This window comes from Conexibacter woesei DSM 14684 (assembly GCF_000025265.1).
Taxonomy (GTDB): domain Bacteria; phylum Actinomycetota; class Thermoleophilia; order Solirubrobacterales; family Solirubrobacteraceae; genus Conexibacter; species Conexibacter woesei.
Genome location: NC_013739.1, coordinates 4,686,041 through 4,706,271 on the forward strand (window position 1 = coordinate 4,686,041; position 20,231 = coordinate 4,706,271).

The window sequence follows — 20,231 nt, forward strand, 5'->3', positions numbered from 1 at the left end:
GATCTCGTACGACGGTTAGGGCGCGGCCGCGAACAGCGATCGCGCCGCGATCTCGCGCAGCACCTCGGAGGCGCCCTCGTAGATGCGCGGCGCCCGCACCTCGCGATACAGATGCCCGAGCAGATGCCCCTGCTCCAGGGCGCAGGCGCCGTGCATCTGGACGCAGGCGTCGACGACCTCTTGCGCCGTCTCGGTCGCCCGCAGCTTCGCCATCGCCGACAGACGGCCGTCGGGCTCGCCCGCGTCGAAGCGCTCGGCCGTGTGGTAGATCAGCAGCCGGGCGGCCGTCAGCTGCGACGTCAGCTCGGCGACTCTGTGAGCGAGCGCCTGGCGTGTGGAGAGCGGGGCGCCGAACTGCTCGCGTCGCTTGAGGAAGGAGATCGTCGCGTCGAGCGCCGCCTGCGAGACGGCGAGCCCGAAGGCGCCGACGCTGATGCGGAACTGCTCCAGCGTCTTCATGCCGATCTCCCAGCCCTGCCCGACCTCGCCGACGACCGCCGAGCTCGGCACGCGCACGTTGTCGAACACGAGGCGTCCGACGGGGTGGGAGACGATCAGCTCCAGCGGCTCGCCGGTCAGGCCGGGCGCGTCGCCAGGCACGATGAAGGCGGTCTGGCTCGTGCGGGCGTTGCCGTTCCCGGTGCGTGCGAAGACGACGTAGACGTCGGCGTCGGGCGCGTTCGAGATCCACACCTTCGTGCCGCTGAGGAGGTAGTCGCCGCCGTCCCGGTGCGCTTCCAGCGCGAGCGCCGCGACATCGGATCCGGCGTCCGGCTCGGTCATCGCGAAGGCCGCGACGGCGTCGCCGCTCACCACCGGCTCATACCATTCGTCGACCTGCTCCTCGGAGCCCCAGCGGTAGATCGGGTTGAAGCCGAGGCCCTGCAGTCCGAGCGCGTCCTCGGTGGCCGTCGAGCGCTGCCCGAGGCTCTCCTTCAGCAGGCACAGGGTGACCGCCGAGATGCGCCGGTCCGCGGGATCCAGCGGTGGGAACAGCTCGCGCAGGAGGCCGTGCTCGCCGATCGCCCTCACGAGCGCGCGGTTGACCCGCGTCTCCTCGCCGGCGTCAGCGACGGCCGCCAGCGTCGACTCGGTGAGGTCGCGCCACCCGAACGCCTTCTCGAGGCGCTCGCCGAGCGTCGCCGGCCACCCCCACGCGCTCGCCGCGGCCGTCGTCAGGTTCTTGGTTTCGATCGTCATCGCGCTGCCCACGTCTCCTCTTGAGATAAAGCGACGTCGCGATCGTAGGTACGCCTCGTCCGGGGATTTCCCGGAATCAGGGGACATCGAGTGCCGGGGACACCGAACCGCCGCTCGGAGCGTCGCGATCTCCGCCGCTCGGACGACTCAATCGGGACGGCCGTGCGGGTCCTCGAGCCGCGTGCGCAGCGCAGTGAGGAACCGTGCCGCGTACATGCCGTCGATCGCACGGTGGTCCCAGCCGAGGATCAGGTTCGCCATCGGCCGGATCGCGATCGACTCGGTGCCGTCGGCGCCGGTCACGATCGTGGGCCGCCGGACGATCGCTTCGAGGTCGAGGATCGCGACCTGCGGCACGTTGATGATCGGCGTCGCGAACACCGCTCCCGCCGCTCCGGGGTTCGTGATCGTGAAGCTCGCACCGCGGACGTCGTCCGGGGCGAGCTGTCTGTCACGAGCCCGGCGTGCGATCTCCTTGATCGCCTGGGCGATCCCCTCGGGCGCCAGGTCCTGAGCGTCGCGGATCACCGGCACGATCAGCCCGTCGTCGCCGAGCGAGACGGCGATCCCGAGCTGAACCCCCTCGTAGCGCGTGATCGCGGTGCCCTCCAGCGTCGCGTTGAGCTCGGGGAACTCGCGCAACGTCTCGACGACGGCGCGGGCCACGATCGGCAGCGCGGTCACGCCCAGCTCGCGCCGGCGGCGTTCGACGTGGAACATGTCGCACTCGACGACCGTGTGGCAGGTCGCGGCGACCTCCTGCGAGCGGAGCATCGCGCTGCCGATGCTCTGGCGCATCCGCGACAGCGGCTCCGTCGTTGCGCGGGCCGGCGACGGGCGCGGCGCGGTGGGCGCCTCGACGGGAGGGTCCGGCCGGTAGGGCGATTCGCTGTGCAGCGGTCGCTCCTCCTTGGGCTCGCCGGGACCGGCGGCGAGGTGTGCGACCACATCGCGTTTCGTGATCCGACCGCGGCGGCCGGTTCCGGTGATCTGGGCGAGGTCGATCTGGTGCTCCTGCGCCATCCGGGACACGACCGGGGAGACGTAGCCGTCGATCGCGCCGTTCGCGGCCCGCGCCGGGGCAGTGGCCGGCGTCGGGGCAGCAGCCGGCGCCGCAGGTGACGCTCCGGCCTCGGCGGCGATCCGTGCGATCGCGGTGCCGACCTCGACGGTCTCGCCGTCCTGGACGAGGATCTCCGCGAGCGTCCCGGCCACCGGCGACGGGCACTCGGTGTCGACCTTGTCGGTGGAGATCTCGCACAGCGTCTCGTCCACGGCCACCGTGTCGCCGATCGCCTTCGACCAGCCGATGACGGTCCCTTCGACGACGGACGTCCCCATCTGCGGCAACAGCACGTCGACCAGCTTTGCGGCGTCAGTAGTCGAGCAGGTCACGAGCGGCCTTCAGGATCGAGGTCGGACCGGGAAGCACAGCCTGCTCCAGCGGCGGGCTGAACGGAATCGGCACGTCGGGTGTCGCCAGGCGCCGGATCGGGCCGTCCAACGACTCGAAGGCATGCTCGGCGACGAGCGCGGCGACCTGGGCGCCGGCGGCGCACGTGGCGTTCGCCTCGTCGAGGATCAAGACCTTCGAGGTCTTGCGGACCGACGTCAGGACGGCCTCCTCGTCCAGCGGCACGAGCGAGCGGAGGTCGAGGATCTCGACCGCGCCCGCGTCCAGCTGTTGCGCAGCCTCGGTCGCGGCGTGGACCATCGCTCCGTACGCGATGATCGTGAGGTCCGTTCCCTCGCGGACCACGCGCGCCGTCATCGGCGTCTCGTACGACCCGGCCGGCACCTCTTCCTTGATGCGCCGGTAGAGGTTCTTGTGCTCGAGGTAGATCACCGGGTTGGGGTCCCGGATCGCGCTGCTGAGCAGGCCCTTCGCGTCCGTCGGCGTGCTCGGGGCCACGACCCGCAGGCCCGGCGCGTGCATGAACCACGCCTCCGGGTTCTGCGAATGGAACGGGCCGCCGGCGAACCCTCCGCCGGTGGGAAGGCGGATGACCATCGGGACCGCCAGGCCCAGCCGGTAGTGCATCTTCCCCGCGACGTTCACGAGCTGATCGAAGCCGCACGCGACGAAGTCCGCGAACTGCATCTCGCACACCGGTCGCAAGCCCGCGATCGCCGCGCCGACCGCGGTGCCGATGATGCCGGCCTCGGCGAGCGGCGTGTCGCGGACGCGCGCGCTGCCGAACTCCTCCAGCAGGCCGTCCGTCACCTTGAACGCGCCGCCGAACGCGCCGACGTCCTCGCCCATGACGAAGACGCGCTCGTCGCGCCGCATCTCCTCGCGCAACCCGGACGAGATCGCCTGCAGGTACGTCGACGTCATGCGACCAGCTCGCGATGTCCGGACCAGGCGGCGGGAGCGGCCGTGCCGATCGGCGCGGCCTCCCCGGTGGCGAAGACGCCGTCGAGTGCCGTCGCGGGATCGGCCATCGGGGTCGCCAGCGCCGCCTCGATCGCGGCCGCGACAGCCGCGTCGACCTCGGCCTGGACTTCGGCGACGGCGACTCCGGCAGCTTCGAGCCTCGCCGTGTAGCCGGCGATCGGGTCACGGGCGCCCCATGCGGCGAGCAGCTCGGCATCGACGTAGCGCGCGTCGTCGTGCGCGCCGTGCCCGTGCATGCGCATCGTGGTGGCGCTGATCAGCGTCGGCCCGTCCCCGCGGAGTGCGCGGGCGCGCGCCTCGTGGGTCGCGGCGAACACCGCCTCGACGTCGTTGCCGTCGATCGCCACGGCATGGACGCCGTAGGCCTCGGCCCGCACGACGGGGTGCACGGCGAACTGGCGCTCCTGCGACGTCGAGTACGCGAGCTGGTTGTCCTCGAGCATGAAGACGACGGGCAGCCGCTCGACCGCGGCCCAGTTCATCGCCTCGTGCCAGTCGCCGCGCGACGTGGCACCGTCGCCGAAGAACGAGAGCGAGCAGCGTCGCTCGTCGCGCATCTGGAAGGCCATCGCGAGCCCGGTCGCCACGACCATCATGTCCGGGAGCATCGACACGGGGCCGACCACGCCCAGGCGGCGGTCGCCGAAGTGGATGTTGCCCTCGCGGCCCTTGCTGATCGGGTTCTCCCGGCCCATGTAGTGGCGGAACAGGTCGGCGAGATCGACGCCGCGGACGAGGTGGGCGCCCAGGTCGCGGATCAACGGCGAGCAGACCGGGTCCTGGGGCGACAGCGCGAACGTCGCACCGACCGAGATGGCCTCCTGCCCGCGCCCGTCGTAGAACGAACCCGGGATCTTGCCCTTCTTGTACAGGCTGATCCCCTGCTCCTCGATCGTCCGCATCAGCACCATGTGACGCAGCAGCGCGATGCGGTCCTCCTCGTGCAGCATCACGACGCCATCGCTGGTGATGCCTGGGCTGCCGCCAGGCGCGCCGCGGCAAGCTCGCGGGCGATGTCGAGCGGCGACCGGCCGGCTTCTCGCGCCGTCGCCAGCAGCTCCCGCGAGCGCGTCAGGCAACCGGCGATACGGCGGTCGACCTCGTCGTCGTCGAGACAGGCGAACTCGCCGGCGACATGCACGATCCCGCCGCAGTTCGCGATGAAGTCGGGGACGTAGAGGATCCCGCGCTCCGCCAGGTCGGCGGCCAGTCCGTCGTCGGTCAAGGGGTTGTTGGCCGCGCCGGCGACGACCCGGCAGCGCACCTGCGCCACCTCGGCCGGACCGAGGACCTCCCCCATCGCGCACGGTGCGAAGACGTCGAACTCCCGGGACGTGAACCCCGCCACCGCGACGGGCGTCGAGCCGGTCGCCTCGGCGACGGACCGTGCCCGCCCCTCGTTCACGTCGGCGACGCTCACGCGTGCGCCGGCCGCTCGGAGCAAGGTGACGAGGTGCGAGCCGACGTGGCCGACCCCGAGCACTCCGACGTGCACGCCCTCCAGCGACCGCGCGAGGTGGATCTCCGCGGCCGCCTCGATCGCGCCGAAGACGGTGCGTGCCGTGCTGAGCGACGGGTCGCCCCGACCGCCGTTCTCCGTCGAGCGGCCGACGACCCACTGCGTCTGGGTGGCGATCACGTCCATGTCGCTGGGCGAGGTGCCGACGTCCTCCGCGGTCACGTACCGCCCGCCGAGGCCGTCGACCGCCCGGCCGACGGCCTCCAGGCGCTCCCCGCGGCTGGACGTCCAGGCACCGTCGTCGAGCAGCACGGCCTTGCCGCCGCCGAGGTCCAACCCGGCCGCGGCGTTCTTCAGGGTCATCGCTCGGGCAAGGCGCAGGGCGTCGGCGACCGCTTCGTCGAGCCCGCCGTAGCGGTGCAGGCGCAGGCCGCCCATCGCCGGCCCAAGCGCTGTGGAATGGATCGCGACCACGCCCGTCGCGCCCGTGCGCGGGTCATGGAAGATGTTCACGCACTCGTGGTCGAACTCGCGCTCCAGCGCGGCAGTGCTCGCGGTAGGCATGCGTCGAGGCTACGGGCGCGCACACCGGTTCGGGACCGAGCGATGTCGCGTATTGCGGGCCCGCGACGCGACGCCTGTCGCACGTGTGGCTCAGCGACCCGCCGGGTCGAGCGCGTCCGGCGCGCCGCCCATCCGCCAGAGGCGAAGACCGAGCTGGAGCTCCAGCCGCGTGTCGCCGGAGCGGAGGTCGACTCCGGCCACCGCCTCGATCCGGTGCAGCCGTCCGTACAGGCTGCTGCGGTGCACGAAGAGCGCCTCGGCGGTGGCCCGCGCGTCGCCCGCGTGCTCGAGGTACTGCTCCAGCGTCTCGACCAGCCCGCGGCCGTCCGCCGTGGCCAGCAGCGTGCGCAGCGAGGCGGGGACGAGCTGCAGCGGCGGCCGCTCCCCGACCAGCTCCGCGAGCACGCGATAGGCACCGAGGTCGGTCCAGCCGACGACCGATCCGAGCCCGGGCAGCCGCAGCCCGAGGCGCGCCGCGGCGCGCGCCTGCTCGTAGGGCCGCCGCAGCCCCCCGGCCGCCGTGGCGCAGACGTCCCCCACGCCTGCCACGACCGACCAGCCCGCGCAGTCGGCGAGGTGGTCGGCCGCGGTCTGCTGGAGCGTCGCGGCGCGGACGGCCGCCGCATCGGCGCCGTCGAGCGCGAGGACCACGACGGCCGTGCCGCGCTCGACCAGGCCGAGCACCGTCTGGGGAGCAGCGCGACGGCGGACCTGCTCGACTCCCGCGGCGAGACGCACGTCGACGGCCTCAGCGAACGCGCCTTCCCGGTGAGCGGCCCTCAGGACCACCACCGCGTACGCCGCCGCCGAGACCAGGGCGGCCGCGCCCGCCGGCTCCTCGCCGCCCTCCCCGACGAGCGAGCGGACCGCGGTCCGCTCGCGGTCGCGCTGCTGCAGCTCGCGCAACCGCTCGCGATACAGCTCCGCGCCCAGATCCGCGGCGCACCGTTCGGACGCGGCGAGCTGCGCGGCGTCGAGCGGCTGCGGCTCGTCGATCAGCCACAGATAGCCGAAGGGCGTGTCTTGGAACCAGACCGGGACGCAGATCCGGGCGGCCATCCCGAACTCGGCGCGGGCCGGCACGCGCACCGGATCGCGCGTCTCGGGGAGCCCGAGCGACGCGAGCCACGCGGTGACCTCGCGCGGGGCCTCCCGCCGCAGGATCGAGGCGCGGCGCACCTGGTCGGCCTCCTCCCCGTGCGAGCTGTACGCGAGCGCGCGGAACCGCCGGTCGTCGACGCCGACCGGGCGCGCGAGGTGCGCGGCGAGTGCGTCGACCAGTCCCTGCAGCTCGTTCACGCCGCCCCGGCTTGCTCAGATTCCCTCGAAGTAGCGGCGCCGCTCCCAGTCCGTGACCTCCTGGTTGAAGCGGCGCCATTCGTGCCGCGCCAGCTCGCCATAGTGCACCTGGACGTCGGCGCCGAAGGCCCGCGCGACGAACGCACTGGACTCCCAGCGGTCGGTCGCCTTCTCCAGCGTCGCGGGAAGCGGCTCGACGTCCAGGTCGTAGCTGCTGCCGACGGTCGCCGGCCCCGGGTCGACGGCGCGGTCGAGGCCGTCCGCGACCGAGGCGAGCACGGCCGCGAGCGTGAGGTACGGGTTCACGTCCGCCCCGGGGACGCGGTACTCCAGGCGCGCGGCCGCAGGCGAACCGGCGACGACGCGGCACGTCACGGTGCGGTTGTCGAAGCCCCACGTCGCGCCCCGGCCGGCGAAGTCCTCGCTGGCCGTCCGGCGGTAGCTGTTGATCGTGGGCGCGTACCAGAGCATCAGCTCGGGCGCCCGCTCCAGGACGCCGCCGATGCTGTGGCGGATCCGATCGCTGATCCCCTGCGGATCGTCGGCGTCGTGGTAGATCGCCGTGCCGTCCTCGTCGCGCAGCGAGACGTGGACGTGGCAGGAGGACCCGATCCCCGCGTCGGTCGTCGGACGTGCCATGAACGTGGTCGCCAGCCCGGCGCGGCTGCCCATCGTCTTGACGCCGAGCTTGAACAGCACGTGCGCGTCGGCCATCGCCAGCGGCTCGTCGTGGGTGAGGTTCATCTCCCACTGGCCGAGCCCCCACTCGCCCTGGCTCATCTCGACGGGCAGGCCGGACGCCGCCAGCGCCCCGCGGAGCGGACCGAAGAAGTACTCGAGGTCCTCGGTCTCCTGGATCGAGTAGTCGGCATGACGGCTGGTGGTCGGCACGAGCTCGCGATAGTCGCCGCGGCGCGCGGCTTCGTACGTGTCGCGGTAGATGAAGAACTCCAGCTCGGTGCTGGCGCTCGCCGCCAGGCCCCGCTCGCGGAGCGCCTCCAGCTGCCGCCGCAGGATCGTGCGCGGCGCGATCGGGATGAGCTCCCCGGCGTCGTCGACGGCGTCGCCGAGGCAGATCGCGGTGCGGGGCGCCCAGCCGGCGACGCGCAGCGTCGACACGTCGGGCCGCACGACGAAGTCGTGCCAGCCCGTGTGGATCCCCGCATAGTCGAGCGTGATGCCGTCGAGCGCCTGGTCCATGTCCCAGGCGAGCGTGCACGTGCAGACGTGGATGCCGGTGAGCACCTTGTCGACGAACGCCGCGGGCGACAGGCGCTTGCCGACCAGCCGCCCCTGGATGTCGGCGGTCGCGAGGATGACCGTGTCGAACTCCCCCGAGAGGAGGTCATCCGCGCTCAGGCGTCCCAGCGGCCGCTCCGCCGCGCCATGCGCGCCGGTCATCGGACCATCCACCCGCCGTCGACCGGCAGTTGCACGCCGGTGATGTAGGACGCGTCGCTGGAGAGCAGGAACGACACGGCCGCGGCTTGGTCCTCGGGCTCGCCGACGCGCTTGATGAGCAGCCGGTCCGAGAACGTCTCGAAGATCTCGGGCTCCGCGAAGCTCGTCCCCGTGAAGAGCGTGTTGGTCGCGCCGGGAGCGACGGCGTTGACGCGGATGCCGCTGGCCGCCAGCTCGGCGGCGAGCGCCTTCGTGAGCATCAAGGCACCACCCTTGGAGGCGTTGTAGTGCACCTGGCAGCGCCCGCTGGGGCTGCAGATGATCTCGGACTCGATCGTCGTGATGTTGACGATCGCGGGGTCGACGCCGTTGCGGAGCGCGCCGACGGCGGCCTTCGCGGCGAGGAAGTAGCCCTTGAGGTTGATGTCCACCACGCGATCCCACTCGTCCTCGGTGACGTCGTCGAAGCCGGCCATCGTGACGATGCCCGCGGCGTTGACGAGGTAGTCGAGGCCGCCGAAGCGCTCGACGGCGGCAGCGACCGCCGCGTCCAGCTCGCTCCGCACGCGCACGTCGGCGCGCACGCCGATCGCTTGGCCGCCGGCCTGCTCGATCGCTTCGGCGGTCTGCGCCGCGTTGGCGCCGTCGACGTCGAGGCTGGTGACGAGCGCGCCTTCGCTGGCAAGCCGCAGCGCGATGGCGCGGCCGATGCCCGAGCCTGCGCCGGTGACCACGGCACGGCGGCCCCGGTGGCGATCGCTGATCGCGATCGGCGCCGACGTCTCAGACAGGGCTTGGGACACGGGATACAGCCTCCGGCTTGATGGTTGCAGTGCGAGTTTCGTCGATGAGCCACGAGAAGATCGGATCGGGCTGCTCCCTGAGGTACTCGGGGTGCCACTGGACGCCGAGCGCGCGGGACCCGACCCGCAGCGCCTCGCAGATGCCGTCGGGGGCGGTCGCGATCACGCGCACGCCGTCCCCCAGCACGTCCACCGACTGGTGATGGAAGCTGTTGACGAGGACGTCGGGCCCGAGCCGGTCGGCGATCGGCTCGCCGGGTGCGAAGCGCAGGCCGTGGACGCGGGCGTGCAGCGGATAGGCGAGCTGGCCGTGGGCCTCGCCCTGATCGAGCGGGAGGTCGGGCACCAACGTCCCGCCGCGCACGACGTTGATGAGCTGGTGGCCGCGGCAGATCCCCAGCAACGGCACGTCGAGCTCCAGCGCGGCGTGGATCAGCGCCAGCTCGTGCTCGTCGCGGTCCGGATCGATCTTGGTCGTCGCCGAGCCCGGGACCGCCCCGTAGCGGCGCGGGTCGACGTCGTCGCCGCCTGCGATCACGAGCCCGTCGAGGCGCCGCAGCAGCTCGTCCGGCGGCGCCTCGCGGGGGACCTGCAAGGGGATCCCTCCGGCCGCCGCGATCGCGTTGACGTACGGCACGTGATGGATGTCGACCTGACCGCTCAGCAGCAGCTCGGGCATGCCGGTGACGCGCGACGTCCGGCTGCGGCTCCCGGTCACGCCGATCAGCGGCGCGCCAGGCCGCCCGGGTGAAGCGTTGACGTCCTCCATGGATCAAAACTTAGACCAATATGTGCAATAGTGCAAGCGCTCCTTTGCCACAATGAGGCCCATGCCGAGATCCGCTGGCCACGTCCTCGTCCCCGCGGCGTACGCCGTTGTGGTGGAGCATCTCCGCCGTGCGATCCACCTCGGGGAGTACGGCCCCGGAGAGAAGCTCCCGCCCGAGCGCGAGCACGCCGAGCGACTCGGCGTCTCCCGCGTCACGCTGCGCGAGGCGCTGCGCGTGCTGGAAGGCGAGGGCCTGCTGGAGATGCGCCGCGGCTCGTCCGGCGGCGCGATCATCACCGGCCCGCAGAGCTCCCAGGCATCGCGCCGGGCATACCTGCGCACCCACCTCGACGACGTGCTCGCACTGCAGGAGTTCCGCCAGGCGATCGAACCGCTGTCGGCCGCCCGCGCCGCGGAGCACAGCACGGCCGCACTGGTGAAGAGACTGCGCGCATCGGTCGACGAGCTCGCCGTCGCGGACAGCCGTGGGCTCTTCCGCCGCGCCGACACCACCTTCCACCTGACGCTCGCGGACGCCGCGGACTGCGCACCGCTGCGACGGGCGATCGAGGACGCGCGCATCGCGATGTTCGACCAGCTCGACGCGGTCGACTTCGAGATCGTGATGGCGAGCGCGATCGAGGGTCATACGGCGATCACCGAGCGCGTGGCCGCACAGGACGCCGAGGGCGCCCGCGCGGCGATGGAGTCTCACGTCAAGGCCCTGCGCCAGGAGATCCTCGACCTCATCTGAGGCGCGCGCCGCGCCTAATGGATCAAGATATAGTCCTTGATTCCATTCGACCGTCCGACTCCCCACGAGGTCAGCCATGCCCGCGACCGACCTGCCGCACGCGGCCCCCGCGCTGCCCGACCACGGCGCCCACCTGATCGACGGCGTCGACGAGCCGCCACCGCTCGACGGAGGCGTCGCCGAGGACCCCAACACCGGCCTCCCCTCGCACACCCGGCGCTACAGCGCGCCCGCGCAGGTCGACGCCGCCCTCCAAGCCGCCTTCGCCGCGTGGGGGCACGGCAGCGGCCGCTGGAGCGCGCTGCCGGTGCGCGAGCGCCAGGCCGCGCTGACCCGGCTCGCGAGCGCGCTCGACGAGCGCACGGACGCGCTGGCGCGGCTGCATGCGGAGGAGGTCGGCATCCCGATCGACGTCGCCCGCCTGTTCGCCGGCGGCCTGCCCGGCCTCGTCGAGGAGATCTCCGCCGCTGCCGGTGCGACGCCGACCGACGTGCTCAGCCGTGACGGCCGGCGGGTCGAGCTGCGCCGCCTGCCGTGGGGGCCCGCCGCGCTGATGGCCTCGTGGAACGCGCCGGCCTTCGTCTGCGTGAGCAAGCTGGCGACCGCGCTGGCGACCGGCTGCCCGGCTGTCCTGAAGCCCTCCGAGCACACCGTCCGCAGCGCCGAGCTGCTCGTCGAGGCACTGCGCGCCGCCGAGCTGCCGGCCGGGGCCGCGCAGGTGGTCAGCGGCGACGCCGCCGTCGGCCAGCAGCTCGCCGCCAGCAGCCGGATCCGCTTCATCAGCTACACGGGCGGGACCGGCGGCGGCCGGGCCGTCGCGCGCGCGGCGATCGACCGGATGGCAGCGCTGCAGCTGGAGCTGAGCGCCAGCAACCCCGCGATCGTGCTCGCCGACGCCGATCTCGACACGACCGCGTTCGAGCTCGTGCGCGGGCAGACGGCGCTCAACGGCCAGTGGTGCGAAGCGCCCCGCCGCACCTTCGTCCCCCGCGCGCTCCACGACGAGCTCGTCGAGCGACTCGCGGCAGCCTGCGGTGAGCTGATCGCCGGCGACGCGCGCGAGCGCGGCGTCGAGCTCGGCCCGCTCGCCTACCGCGCCCACCGCGAGCGCGTCCGCGAGCAGCTTGCCGGGATCGCCGGCGCCGGCACCGTCCTGGAGACGCTCGCGGTCCCGTCCGCCGGCTTCTTCGTGCCGCCCACGATCGTCTCCGGCCTGCCGCTCGACGCCGTCGACGAGGAGATCTTCGGCCCGATCCTCACCGTCCACCCGTACGACGACGTCGAGCACGCCATCGCCGCAGCCAACCGCCTCGACGACGGCCTCGCCGGCTACGTCTTCGGCGCCGACGCCGACGCGGCGTTCGACGTCGGCACGCGCATCCACGCCGGCGAGGTCCGCGTCGGCGGCGTGCACATCCTCGACCTCGTGCCCGCGTCCGCCCAGTCGTTCTGGGGCACCAGCGGCTACGGCGGCCACGGCCGGGGCGACACCGTCGCCGCCCACCTCGGCCAGCGGATCGTCGGCGAGGACGACCCGTCGCTGCCGCTGTGACGGCGCTCAGCCGGCCGTCGTCTGCCCGCGCGCGACGTCGAGCATCGCGTCGACGTCGCTGAACTTCACCCGCGGCCGGCCGTGCGGCTCGCCGCGGGCGACCTCTGCGCGGTCGATCGCCTGCCAGCCGCTGAACGTCACGTGGCCGGGGGCCCGCTCGGTCAGGAGGGCCTCGACGGCCTCGGCGGACGCGTCGCCGCTGGGCTCAGGAACCCGCCCCGCGGTCACGTCCTCGAGCAGCGCGTCCACCGTGTCCTGCGCGTCCTTGCGGTTCGTGCCGATCACGCCGCCCGGGCCGCGCTTGATCCAGCCGACCACATAGCGGCCGGGGATCTGCTCGCCCGAGCCGGGATCGATCACGCGGCCGTGGTCGTTCGGGATCGTGCCGCGATCGGGGTCGAACGGCAACCCGGCGAGCGCCATGCCCTTGTAGCCGATCGACCGCAGCACGAGCCCGCACTCGATCTCCTCGCGTTCGCCGGTGTCGATCGCGCGCAGGCGGCCGTCGTCGGAGCGGACGAGCCGGTTGCGGCCGACCACGATCGACTCGACGCGTCCCGATCCCTTGATCTCGACCGGCGAGCCGAGGAACCGCAGCACGATCCGCCGCCGCTTGCCCGCGGGGGCGCGGCTCGCGAAGCCGGCGAAGATCTCGACGTTGCGGCGGCTGGTCGGAGTGCAGTCGTCGGACTCGACGAACGCGCGGCTCACGTCGTCGAGCGTCACCTCGGCAGGGTCGACGACGACGTCGCAGTCCGCCAGCTCGCCGAGCTCGCGGACCTCCGGGTTCGTGAACGCCGCCTGGGCGGGCCCGCGGCGCCCTACGACCACGATCTCCTCGACCGCGGAATCCGCCAACGCGTCGATCGCGTGGTCGGCGACGTCGGTCACTTCCAGCTCCTCCCGCGAGAGCCCCAGCACCCGCGTCATGTCGGCGGCGACGTTCCCGTTGCCGACGACCACGACCCGCCGCGGCAGCTCGAACTCGCGTTCCGAGAAGTCCGGATGGGCGTTGTACCAGCCGACGAACTCCGACGCCGTATGCGAGCCGGGCAGCTGCTCGCCCGGGATCCCGAGGCGGCGATCGATCGCCGCTCCGTAGGCGCAGACGACGGCGTGATAGTGCTCGGACAGGTCCGCGACCGTCACGTCGCGTCCGACCTCGACGCCCCCGAAGAAGCGGAAGCCCGGCAGCGCCGCCGTCTTCTCGTAGAGCCGGATCACCGCCTTGATCTTCGGGTGGTCCGGGGCGACGCCCGCCCGCACGAGACCGTACGGCGTCGGGAGCCGGTCGAGCAGGTCGACCTCGACGGCATGCGCGTCCTGCTTGAGCAGGTGCTCGGCGACGTAGAAGCCCGCCGGGCCGGCGCCGACGATCGCGATGCGAAGCGCGCTCATCTCGGCTGGTCCCCGATCGCGACCACCACGAGCAGCTCCTGCTTCGCCTCGTGGATGTGGTCGATCATCCGCTCCCGGGCGCGATCGGGATCGCCTGCCGCGATCGCGTCGAGGATCCAGCGGTGGTGCTCGACCGCGCTCGCGACGACCAGCTCGAAGCTCATCGCGTCGAGCGGCGCGAAGATCGCTGCCCGGACGTCCTCGACCGCCTGCCGCAGCCAGGGGTTGCCCGCAGCGTCGGCGACGCCCAGATGGAAGGCGTTGTCGGCGGCTCGAAACCGTCCCGACGTGAGCTCGGACCCGAGGCTCTCGATCGTCTGCTCGAGCTGCGCCAGGTGCGCGTCGGTCCTGCGTCTCGCCGCGAGCTCGGCGGTCGCCGACTCGCAGGCGATGCGGAACTCGAAGATCTCCTCCACCTGCTTGCGCATCGCGCGGTGCTCGACGTCGGTGACGCCGAGCGTCCCGGCGTTGATCACCAGCGCGCCGCCGCCGGAGCCCCGCCGGACTCGCTTCAGCAGCCCAGCAGCCTCGAGGTCGCGCAGCGCGGTTCGCAGCGTCATCCGCGAGACGCCCAGCTGCACGGCGAACTCGCGCTCGGGCGGGAGCTGATCGTCGGGCAGGAATCTCCCGAGCTCGATCGCCCGGGTCACCTGGGCGACCACCACTTCGGCGGCGCTGGGCACCGACACCGGGCCGAGCGTCCGCACACGATCGTCGATCTCCGACATCGTGGCCTCAGCGTCCGACCTGGGCGAGCGCCCCTTCGAATGCGGTCCTCACTTCTGCCTCCGACCAGGGACGCGGCGACTGGGTGATGAAGAAATCCGCCATCGCATGTCTGGTGAGATCGTCGAGGTCGCTGCGGACGGCCAGCGACCCGAGCACGGGAAAGTCCAGCTCGCACAGCAGCTCGCGCACGGCGCGAACGGCGCGTCCGCCGTCTGCGCTCCCGTCGACCGGAGCGCCGAGCGCGTCGGCGACCCGCTCCAGCTGCTCTGGGACGAACTGACGCTCTCGCTCCAGCGTCTCGGCCAGCACCAGCCCCACCGTGAGGCCGTGCGGAGCCCCGGTGCGGGTCCCGATCGCCTGCGCCAGCGAATGCTCCGCGGCGCAGTCCGAGATGTTCATCGTCAGCCCGGCGAGAAGGCTGGCGCAGGCCATCTCCGACCGCGCCGCCGCGTCGGAGCCGTCGCGGTACGCCGCGACGAGCGAGCGCCCCGCGAGCCGGATCGCTTCCAGCGCGATCGCGTCCCCGATCGGAGTCCGTGTGCGCGCGACCATCCCGGCGATCGCCTGCGCGATCGCGTCGATCCCACTGAAAGCAGTCGCCGCGGGCGGCACAGAGTGGGTCAGGACCGGATCGACGAGCGCGTACTCGGCTCGCAGGTTCGGACTCGCGATCCCCGCCTTGGTGCCGGAGCGATCGTCGCTGACGACGGCGCCGCCCGACACTTCAGAGCCCGTCCCCGCCGTCGTCGGCATCGCGATCAGCGGGATCTCCGCCGGCGGAATCTCGCGTTCGGAGTCGAGGAAGGCGGCGAACGTGAGGTCTTGCTGAGCGCACAGCCGGGCGGCCTTGGCGGTGTCGATCACCGAGCCGCCGCCGACCGCCACGATGATGCCCGCTCCTGTCTGACGCACGGCGTCGGCGGCTCGATCGACGTCAGCGCCGCGGGGCTCTCCGGCGCCCTTCTGGCTGTGGACGACCTCGATGCCGGCAGCTGTCAGCGCCGCGAGCGCCTCGCCGACCGCCGGGTTGACCTGCGCAAGGCCCTCGTCGACGACGACGAGCGCACTGCTCGCGCCGGCGCCGATGACGACCTCGGGCAGCTCCATCGCAACGCCGTCGCCGAACCGGATGCGGACCGGAAGGTGGTTGCCGAACGGCGCGATGATCTGCGGCCTCACTCATGCCTCCGTCGCGTAGAAGACGTTCTTGACCTCGGTGTACGCCTCGGGCGCGTCCGCGCCGAGCTCGCGCCCGATCCCGGAGTGCTTGAACCCCCCGAAGGGAGTGCCGAGCCGCACCGAGGTGTAGGAGTTGACCGCCAAAGCACCGGCGTGCAGACCACGCGCGACGCGGAGCGCCCGGGCGCCGTCGGCCGTCCAGATCGAGCCTGCGAGCCCGTAGGGGGTGTCGTTGGCGCGGGCGATCGCCTCGTCCTCCCGCTCGAAGGGAAGAACGCAGACGACCGGTCCGAAGATCTCCTCGCGTGCCGCCCGGTCGGCGTCGGCGAGCGGATGCAGCACGGTGGGCGGAAACCAATATCCGGGTGCGTCGGGAGCGTGCCCCCGCGTCGCGACCGCGGCGCCGGCGACGATCTCGGTCACGGCGCTGCGCTGTCGGGCAGAGATCAACGGCCCCATCTGCGTCGCCTCGTCGAGCGGGTCGCCGACGCGCAGGCTCGCCACCATCTGCTCGAGCCGTTCGAGGAACTCGCCGAGGACGGGGCGCTCGACGAAGACACGGGAGCGCGCGCAGCAGTCCTGGCCGGCGTTGCCGAAGCAGCCGCCGGCGAGACCCGTCGCGGCGGAGCCGAGATCGGCGTCGGCGAAGACGATCGACGGCGACTTGCCGCCGAGTTCGAGGCTCACTCGCTTCACCTGCCGTGCGGCGCGCTCACCGATCTCCATGCCGACCGCGGTCGAACCGGTGAGCGAGACCTTGCTGACGTCCGGGTGGTCGACGAGCGCCCGGCCGAGCTCCGAGCCGCGCCCGACGACGACGCCGAGCAGGCCTGCGGGCAGACCGGCCGCTGCTGCGATGCGCTGCAGTTCGAGCGCGGTCAGCGGGGTGAGCTCGGCCGGCTTGTGAACGACCGCGTTGCCGGCCGCCAAGGCCGGCGCGATCTTCCAGCTTGCGATCGTCAGCGGGAAGTTCCACGGCGTGATCACGCCGACGACGCCGAGCGGCTCGCGGAACGTCATGTCGACGCCGCCGGCGACCGGGATCGTCTTGCCGCCGAGGCGCTCCGGCGCGGCGGCGTAGAAGCGGAACGTCGCCGCGGCGCCCGCGACCGCGCCGCGCGCGTCGCTGATCGGCATCCCGACGTTGCGGGCCTCCAGACGCGCCAGCGTCTCTGCCTCCGCGTCGATTCCCGCCGCGACCGCCGCCAGCGTCGCGCCGCGCTCGCTCGGAGCCAGCGACCACCATTCCCGCTGCGCGCGCTGCGCCGCGCCGACGATCAGGTCGAGCTCCGCGAGGCTCGTGCGGGGGAGCGTGGTGAGAACCTGCTCGGTGGCGGGTTCGACGACGCTGACGGTCACCGGATCGCCTCCACTCGATTCGCGGCTGCGGCGCGGTCGGCGGCCGCCGCCACCAGGTCTGCGATCGTCATGTCCAGCTCCAGCTCCTCGGGATGCCACTGAACGCCGAGCGCGTAACGCAGCTGCGGCCACTCGACCGCCTCGACGAGATGGTCCGGCACCGAGCGCGCGACGACTCGCCCGCCCTCCCCCACCTGGTCGACGCCCTGGTGATGATGCGAGTTCACGATCAGCTGACGCTCTGCATCCGCGGCCAGCGGCGCTCCCGGCTCGACCTCGACCACGTGCAGGGTCGACTCCCCGAGTCTGCCGGGCACCGGACGGTGCTCGGCGAACCCGGCGTCGGTCACGTGCTGGTGCAGGGAGCCTCCAGTCGCGACGTTGAGGACTTGCAGGCCGCGGCAGATGCCCAGAACCGGCAGGTCCCAGTCGAACGCGGCGCGGACGAGCGCGATCTCGAACTGATCGCGCAGCGGGTAGGTGGCCTCTGTCCGCTCTGCCGACTGCTGGCCGTAGCAGGCGGGATCGATGTCGGCCCCGCCGATCAGCAGGAGGCCGTCGAGCCACGCGCCATGCGACTCGATCTGAGCGTCCCCGAGCGGTTCCGGAGTGAGCACGACGGGCGTGCCGCCCGCCCGCCGCACGGCGCCGAGGTAGGTGCCGGCGACGACGGCTGCCTGCTGATCCCAGAAGCTCCAGGCGACGCGCTCCCAGGCGGCACAGACGCCGATCAGAGGCCGGCGCCGCGCGTCAGAATCGCTCATAGCCCCGTACCCGCTCCCAATCGGTGACTGCCGCGTTGTAGGCGTCGAGCTCGATCTCCGCCGCGCGCGCATAGTGGCTGACGACGTCGGCACCGAACGCGCGCGCGGCCATCTCGCTCCCGCGGAACGACGTCACGGCGTCGCCGAGCGTGGCGGGCAGGCGCGGAGATCCCGCGGCATAGGCGTTCCCCACGACCGCGGGCTCCGGATCGAGTCTCTCGTCGACCCCGTGCAGGCCGGCGGCGATCATCGCAGCGAGCGCGAGGTAGGGATTGACGTCGCCGCCCGGGGCGCGGTGCTCGAGCCGAAGCGAGCTGCCCGCGCCGACCGCGCGGATCGCGCACGTGCGGTTGTCGCGCCCCCACGCGATCGCGGTCGGAGCGAACGAGTGCCCCGCGAAGCGCTTGTAGGAGTTGACGTTCGGTGCGAAGAGAAGCGTCAGCTCCCGCGTGCACGCGAGCTGGCCGGCGAGAAAGTGCTCGAAGAGCCGCTCGTCGCGAGCGAAGAGCGGTCCGTCGGCGTCGGCGAGCGAGAGGTGCAGGTGGCACGAGTTCCCCTCGCGCTCGTCCCACTTGGCCATGAACGTGACAGCGCGGCCTTCCTCCGTCGCGATCTCCTTCGCCGCATGCTTGAAGATCGAATGGCCGTCGGCGGCGTCGAGCGGCGTCGAGTGGCGGAAGTTGATCTCGAACTGTCCGAGATTGGCCTCGCCCTTGACGGATTCGAGCTCGAGCCCCGACCGCGGCATCTCGGCGGCGAGGCGGTCCAGCACGGAGTCGGCCGCGCGCAGCCCGAGCAGCGAGTAGTCGCCGTTGTAGGCGGTGGCCGGGGTGAGGTGCTGGTAGCGCTGCTCGCGGGCCGCGGCGTAGCTCTCGCGATGGACGATGAACTCCAGCTCGGTCGCTGTGCTGGCGGTCCAGCCGCGCTCGGCCAGGCGCTCGACCTGCTGCCGCAGGATCTCCCGAGGCGACGGGAGCACCGGCTCGCCGCCGGGCCAGACCGCGTCGGCGATGCAGATCGCGGTGCGCGGCCGCCAGGAGGCCAGCCGTAGCGAGCTGACGTCGGGGACGAGCGTGAAGTCGCCGTGGCCGGTCTCCCAGCTGCTTGTCAGGAGCCCCTCCTGGGGTGTCATCTCGACGTCCACGCTGAGCAGGTAGGCGCATGCGCCGGCGCCGTGGTCGAGGACGTCGGCGACGAAGTGGTGCGCGCCGAGCTGCTTGCCCTGAAGCCGGCCCTGCATGTCGACGAGAGCGAGCAGGACGGTGTCGATCTCACCGGCGGCGACCATCGAGCGGAGCCGGTCCGGCGCAAGCCGGCCTGTGACCGAGCTGGCAGACGGCGAAGAGGTTGTCTCGCGGGAGTCGAGCATTTGGTCTCTTCTTTATACCAAGTGGTTGCCGCACACGCAAGAACGCGCCGTGAGCGGGTCTCATTCCCGGCGCAGCGTAACAAGAACTTGAAACGTTTCATAGCTCCGTCGGCCGCCCTCGCGTCCGACGCGGACCACGCTCCGCAGCGAGTATCGTTGGGCGAAATGAGACGCTGGACCATTCTCGACGTCGCCAAGCGCGCCGGCGTCTCCGTCGGCACCGTGTCGAATGCGCTCAACCGGCCCGAGGTCGTCGCCGAGCACACGCTCGCGACGATCCAGGCGGCGATCGACGAACTGGACTTCGTGCCGAGCGCCGCGGCGCGTCAGATGACAGGGGCCAGAAGCAAGGCGATCGGGCTGATCGTCCTCGACCTCGACAACCCCTTCTTCACCGAGGTCTACCAGGGAGTCGAAGCCGCAGCCAGCGAAGCCGGGTACCTCGTCGTCGTCTGCAGCCTCGCCGGCGACCCCACGCACGAGCGCCGGCAGTTGCGGCTGCTCGAGGAACAGCGGGTGGCCGGTATCGTCGCGACGGGCGTGAGCAAGGGCAACTCGCGCGTCTACAGCCGGATGCGCAAGAACGGCACACCGGTCGTGATGCTCGACAGGCGCAGCGCCAGCAGAAGCCAATGCAGCGCCTCCGTGGACGACGTCTCCGGCGGCCGGCTCGCCGGCGAGCACCTGTGCGAGCTGGGACACCGGCGACTGGCGCTCGTCAACGGCCCCCACGCCTGGAACCAGTGCGCCGACCGCCGCACGGGCTTTCTCGCCGCCGCGGAAGCCGCCGGAGCGCACCTGCTCGAGGGTGCCGACATCGAGGTCGAGCAGATGACGATCCGCGCCGGCGAAGAAGCGGCACGGGAGATCCTCGCCACGAAGGACAAGCCGACCGGCATCTTCTGCGCCAACGACCTCCTGGCGCTCGGCGTCGAGCACGCCCTGATCGCCGCCGGCCACCGTGTTCCCGACGACTTCGCGATCGTCGGCTACGACGACGTCGCCTTCGCGACGATGGCGTTCGTGCCGCTGACGTCCGTACGCCAGCCCGCCTACGAGCTCGGCCGTCGCGCGGCCGAGCAGCTGCTGAACGAGGCGAACGACGCGACCCACAAGCACGAACAGGTCGTCTTCACGCCCGAGCTCGTCGTCCGCGCGTCGACCGGCGGCCCCGACGCGACCGTCGGCGCGCGGCAGGACCACATGCTCAGCCGCGCCTGAAACGTTTCAAACT

The 20,231-nt window shown here is 72.2% G+C and carries 18 protein-coding genes; 3 read left to right on the forward strand and 15 right to left on the reverse strand.

Annotated features, from left to right (window positions below; all coding sequences use genetic code 11):
- Positions 1-15: 15 nt before the first annotated feature.
- The 9 genes from CWOE_RS22080 to CWOE_RS22120 all read right to left on the reverse strand — a co-directional run bounded on the left by CWOE_RS22080 (position 16) and on the right by CWOE_RS22120 (position 9,893).
- Positions 16-1,200, reverse strand: a complete 1,185-nt coding sequence (locus CWOE_RS22080) for an acyl-CoA dehydrogenase family protein (RefSeq protein ID WP_012935865.1) — start codon at positions 1,198-1,200, stop codon at positions 16-18.
- A 147-nt stretch (positions 1,201-1,347) separates the two neighbouring features.
- Positions 1,348-2,595 carry a dihydrolipoamide acetyltransferase family protein gene (locus CWOE_RS22085; protein WP_049793368.1) on the reverse strand — a complete coding sequence of 416 codons (1,248 nt, stop codon included), beginning with the start codon at positions 2,593-2,595 and terminating at the stop codon, positions 1,348-1,350.
- Complete coding sequence (locus CWOE_RS22090) at positions 2,576-3,538, reverse strand: alpha-ketoacid dehydrogenase subunit beta (protein WP_012935867.1); 963 nt, start codon at positions 3,536-3,538, stop codon at positions 2,576-2,578. Before CWOE_RS22090 ends, CWOE_RS22085 begins: the two co-directional genes overlap by 20 nt.
- Positions 3,535-4,548, reverse strand: coding sequence for a thiamine pyrophosphate-dependent dehydrogenase E1 component subunit alpha (locus CWOE_RS22095; RefSeq protein ID WP_012935868.1), 1,014 nt, complete (start codon positions 4,546-4,548; stop codon positions 3,535-3,537). The genes CWOE_RS22090 and CWOE_RS22095 overlap by 4 nt, the downstream gene beginning before the upstream one ends.
- On the reverse strand, positions 4,548-5,621 hold the full coding sequence (locus tag CWOE_RS22100; protein WP_012935869.1) for a Glu/Leu/Phe/Val dehydrogenase dimerization domain-containing protein: 1,074 nt from the start codon (positions 5,619-5,621) through the stop codon (positions 4,548-4,550). Before CWOE_RS22100 ends, CWOE_RS22095 begins: the two co-directional genes overlap by 1 nt.
- Positions 5,622-5,711: 90 nt before the next feature.
- Positions 5,712-6,920, reverse strand: a complete 1,209-nt coding sequence (locus tag CWOE_RS22105) for a PucR family transcriptional regulator (protein WP_012935870.1) — start codon at positions 6,918-6,920, stop codon at positions 5,712-5,714.
- Positions 6,921-6,935: 15 nt separating this feature from the next.
- Positions 6,936-8,321: a glutamine synthetase family protein gene (locus CWOE_RS22110; RefSeq protein WP_012935871.1), complete on the reverse strand. Its 1,386-nt coding sequence runs from the start codon at positions 8,319-8,321 to the stop codon at positions 6,936-6,938.
- Complete coding sequence (locus CWOE_RS22115; RefSeq protein ID WP_012935872.1) at positions 8,318-9,124, reverse strand: SDR family NAD(P)-dependent oxidoreductase; 807 nt, start codon at positions 9,122-9,124, stop codon at positions 8,318-8,320. The genes CWOE_RS22110 and CWOE_RS22115 overlap by 4 nt, the downstream gene beginning before the upstream one ends.
- A complete protein-coding gene (locus tag CWOE_RS22120) occupies positions 9,105-9,893 on the reverse strand; it encodes a gamma-glutamyl-gamma-aminobutyrate hydrolase family protein (protein ID WP_012935873.1) in 789 nt (262 codons plus the stop codon). The genes CWOE_RS22115 and CWOE_RS22120 overlap by 20 nt, the downstream gene beginning before the upstream one ends.
- Positions 9,894-9,954: 61 nt before the next feature.
- Between CWOE_RS22120 and CWOE_RS22125 the strand changes: the two genes are divergently transcribed.
- Both CWOE_RS22125 and CWOE_RS22130 read left to right on the forward strand, forming a co-directional pair.
- Positions 9,955-10,647 (forward strand): FadR/GntR family transcriptional regulator, encoded by a 693-nt coding sequence (locus CWOE_RS22125; protein WP_012935874.1) that lies wholly within the window; start codon positions 9,955-9,957, stop codon positions 10,645-10,647.
- A 76-nt stretch (positions 10,648-10,723) separates the two neighbouring features.
- On the forward strand, positions 10,724-12,199 hold the full coding sequence (locus tag CWOE_RS22130) for an aldehyde dehydrogenase family protein (protein ID WP_012935875.1): 1,476 nt from the start codon (positions 10,724-10,726) through the stop codon (positions 12,197-12,199).
- 6 nt (positions 12,200-12,205) lie between these two features.
- On the opposite strand, the gene CWOE_RS22135 is transcribed toward CWOE_RS22130, so the two are convergent.
- The 6 genes from CWOE_RS22135 to CWOE_RS22160 are packed head-to-tail and all read right to left on the reverse strand — an operon-like array spanning position 12,206 to position 18,997.
- Positions 12,206-13,597, reverse strand: a complete 1,392-nt coding sequence (locus CWOE_RS22135) for an FAD-dependent oxidoreductase (protein ID WP_012935876.1) — start codon at positions 13,595-13,597, stop codon at positions 12,206-12,208.
- On the reverse strand, positions 13,594-14,325 hold the full coding sequence (locus tag CWOE_RS22140; protein WP_012935877.1) for a FadR/GntR family transcriptional regulator: 732 nt from the start codon (positions 14,323-14,325) through the stop codon (positions 13,594-13,596). The genes CWOE_RS22135 and CWOE_RS22140 overlap by 4 nt, the downstream gene beginning before the upstream one ends.
- 7 nt (positions 14,326-14,332) lie before the next feature.
- Entirely contained in the window at positions 14,333-15,505 is a 1,173-nt protein-coding gene (locus CWOE_RS22145) for an iron-containing alcohol dehydrogenase family protein (RefSeq protein ID WP_012935878.1), read from the reverse strand.
- The gene (locus tag CWOE_RS22150; protein ID WP_012935879.1) at positions 15,506-16,864 is read right to left on the reverse strand and encodes an aldehyde dehydrogenase family protein; all 1,359 of its coding nucleotides are present in this window, start codon (positions 16,862-16,864) and stop codon (positions 15,506-15,508) included.
- Positions 16,861-17,628 carry a gamma-glutamyl-gamma-aminobutyrate hydrolase family protein gene (locus tag CWOE_RS22155; protein ID WP_012935880.1) on the reverse strand — a complete coding sequence of 256 codons (768 nt, stop codon included), beginning with the start codon at positions 17,626-17,628 and terminating at the stop codon, positions 16,861-16,863. Before CWOE_RS22155 ends, CWOE_RS22150 begins: the two co-directional genes overlap by 4 nt.
- A complete protein-coding gene (locus CWOE_RS22160) occupies positions 17,615-18,997 on the reverse strand; it encodes a glutamine synthetase family protein (protein WP_012935881.1) in 1,383 nt (460 codons plus the stop codon). The genes CWOE_RS22155 and CWOE_RS22160 overlap by 14 nt, the downstream gene beginning before the upstream one ends.
- 165 nt (positions 18,998-19,162) lie before the next feature.
- Here CWOE_RS22160 and CWOE_RS22165 point away from each other — a divergent pair, with 165 nt between their 5' ends.
- The gene (locus CWOE_RS22165; protein WP_012935882.1) at positions 19,163-20,218 is read left to right on the forward strand and encodes a LacI family DNA-binding transcriptional regulator; all 1,056 of its coding nucleotides are present in this window, start codon (positions 19,163-19,165) and stop codon (positions 20,216-20,218) included.
- Positions 20,219-20,231: the final 13 nt, after the last annotated feature.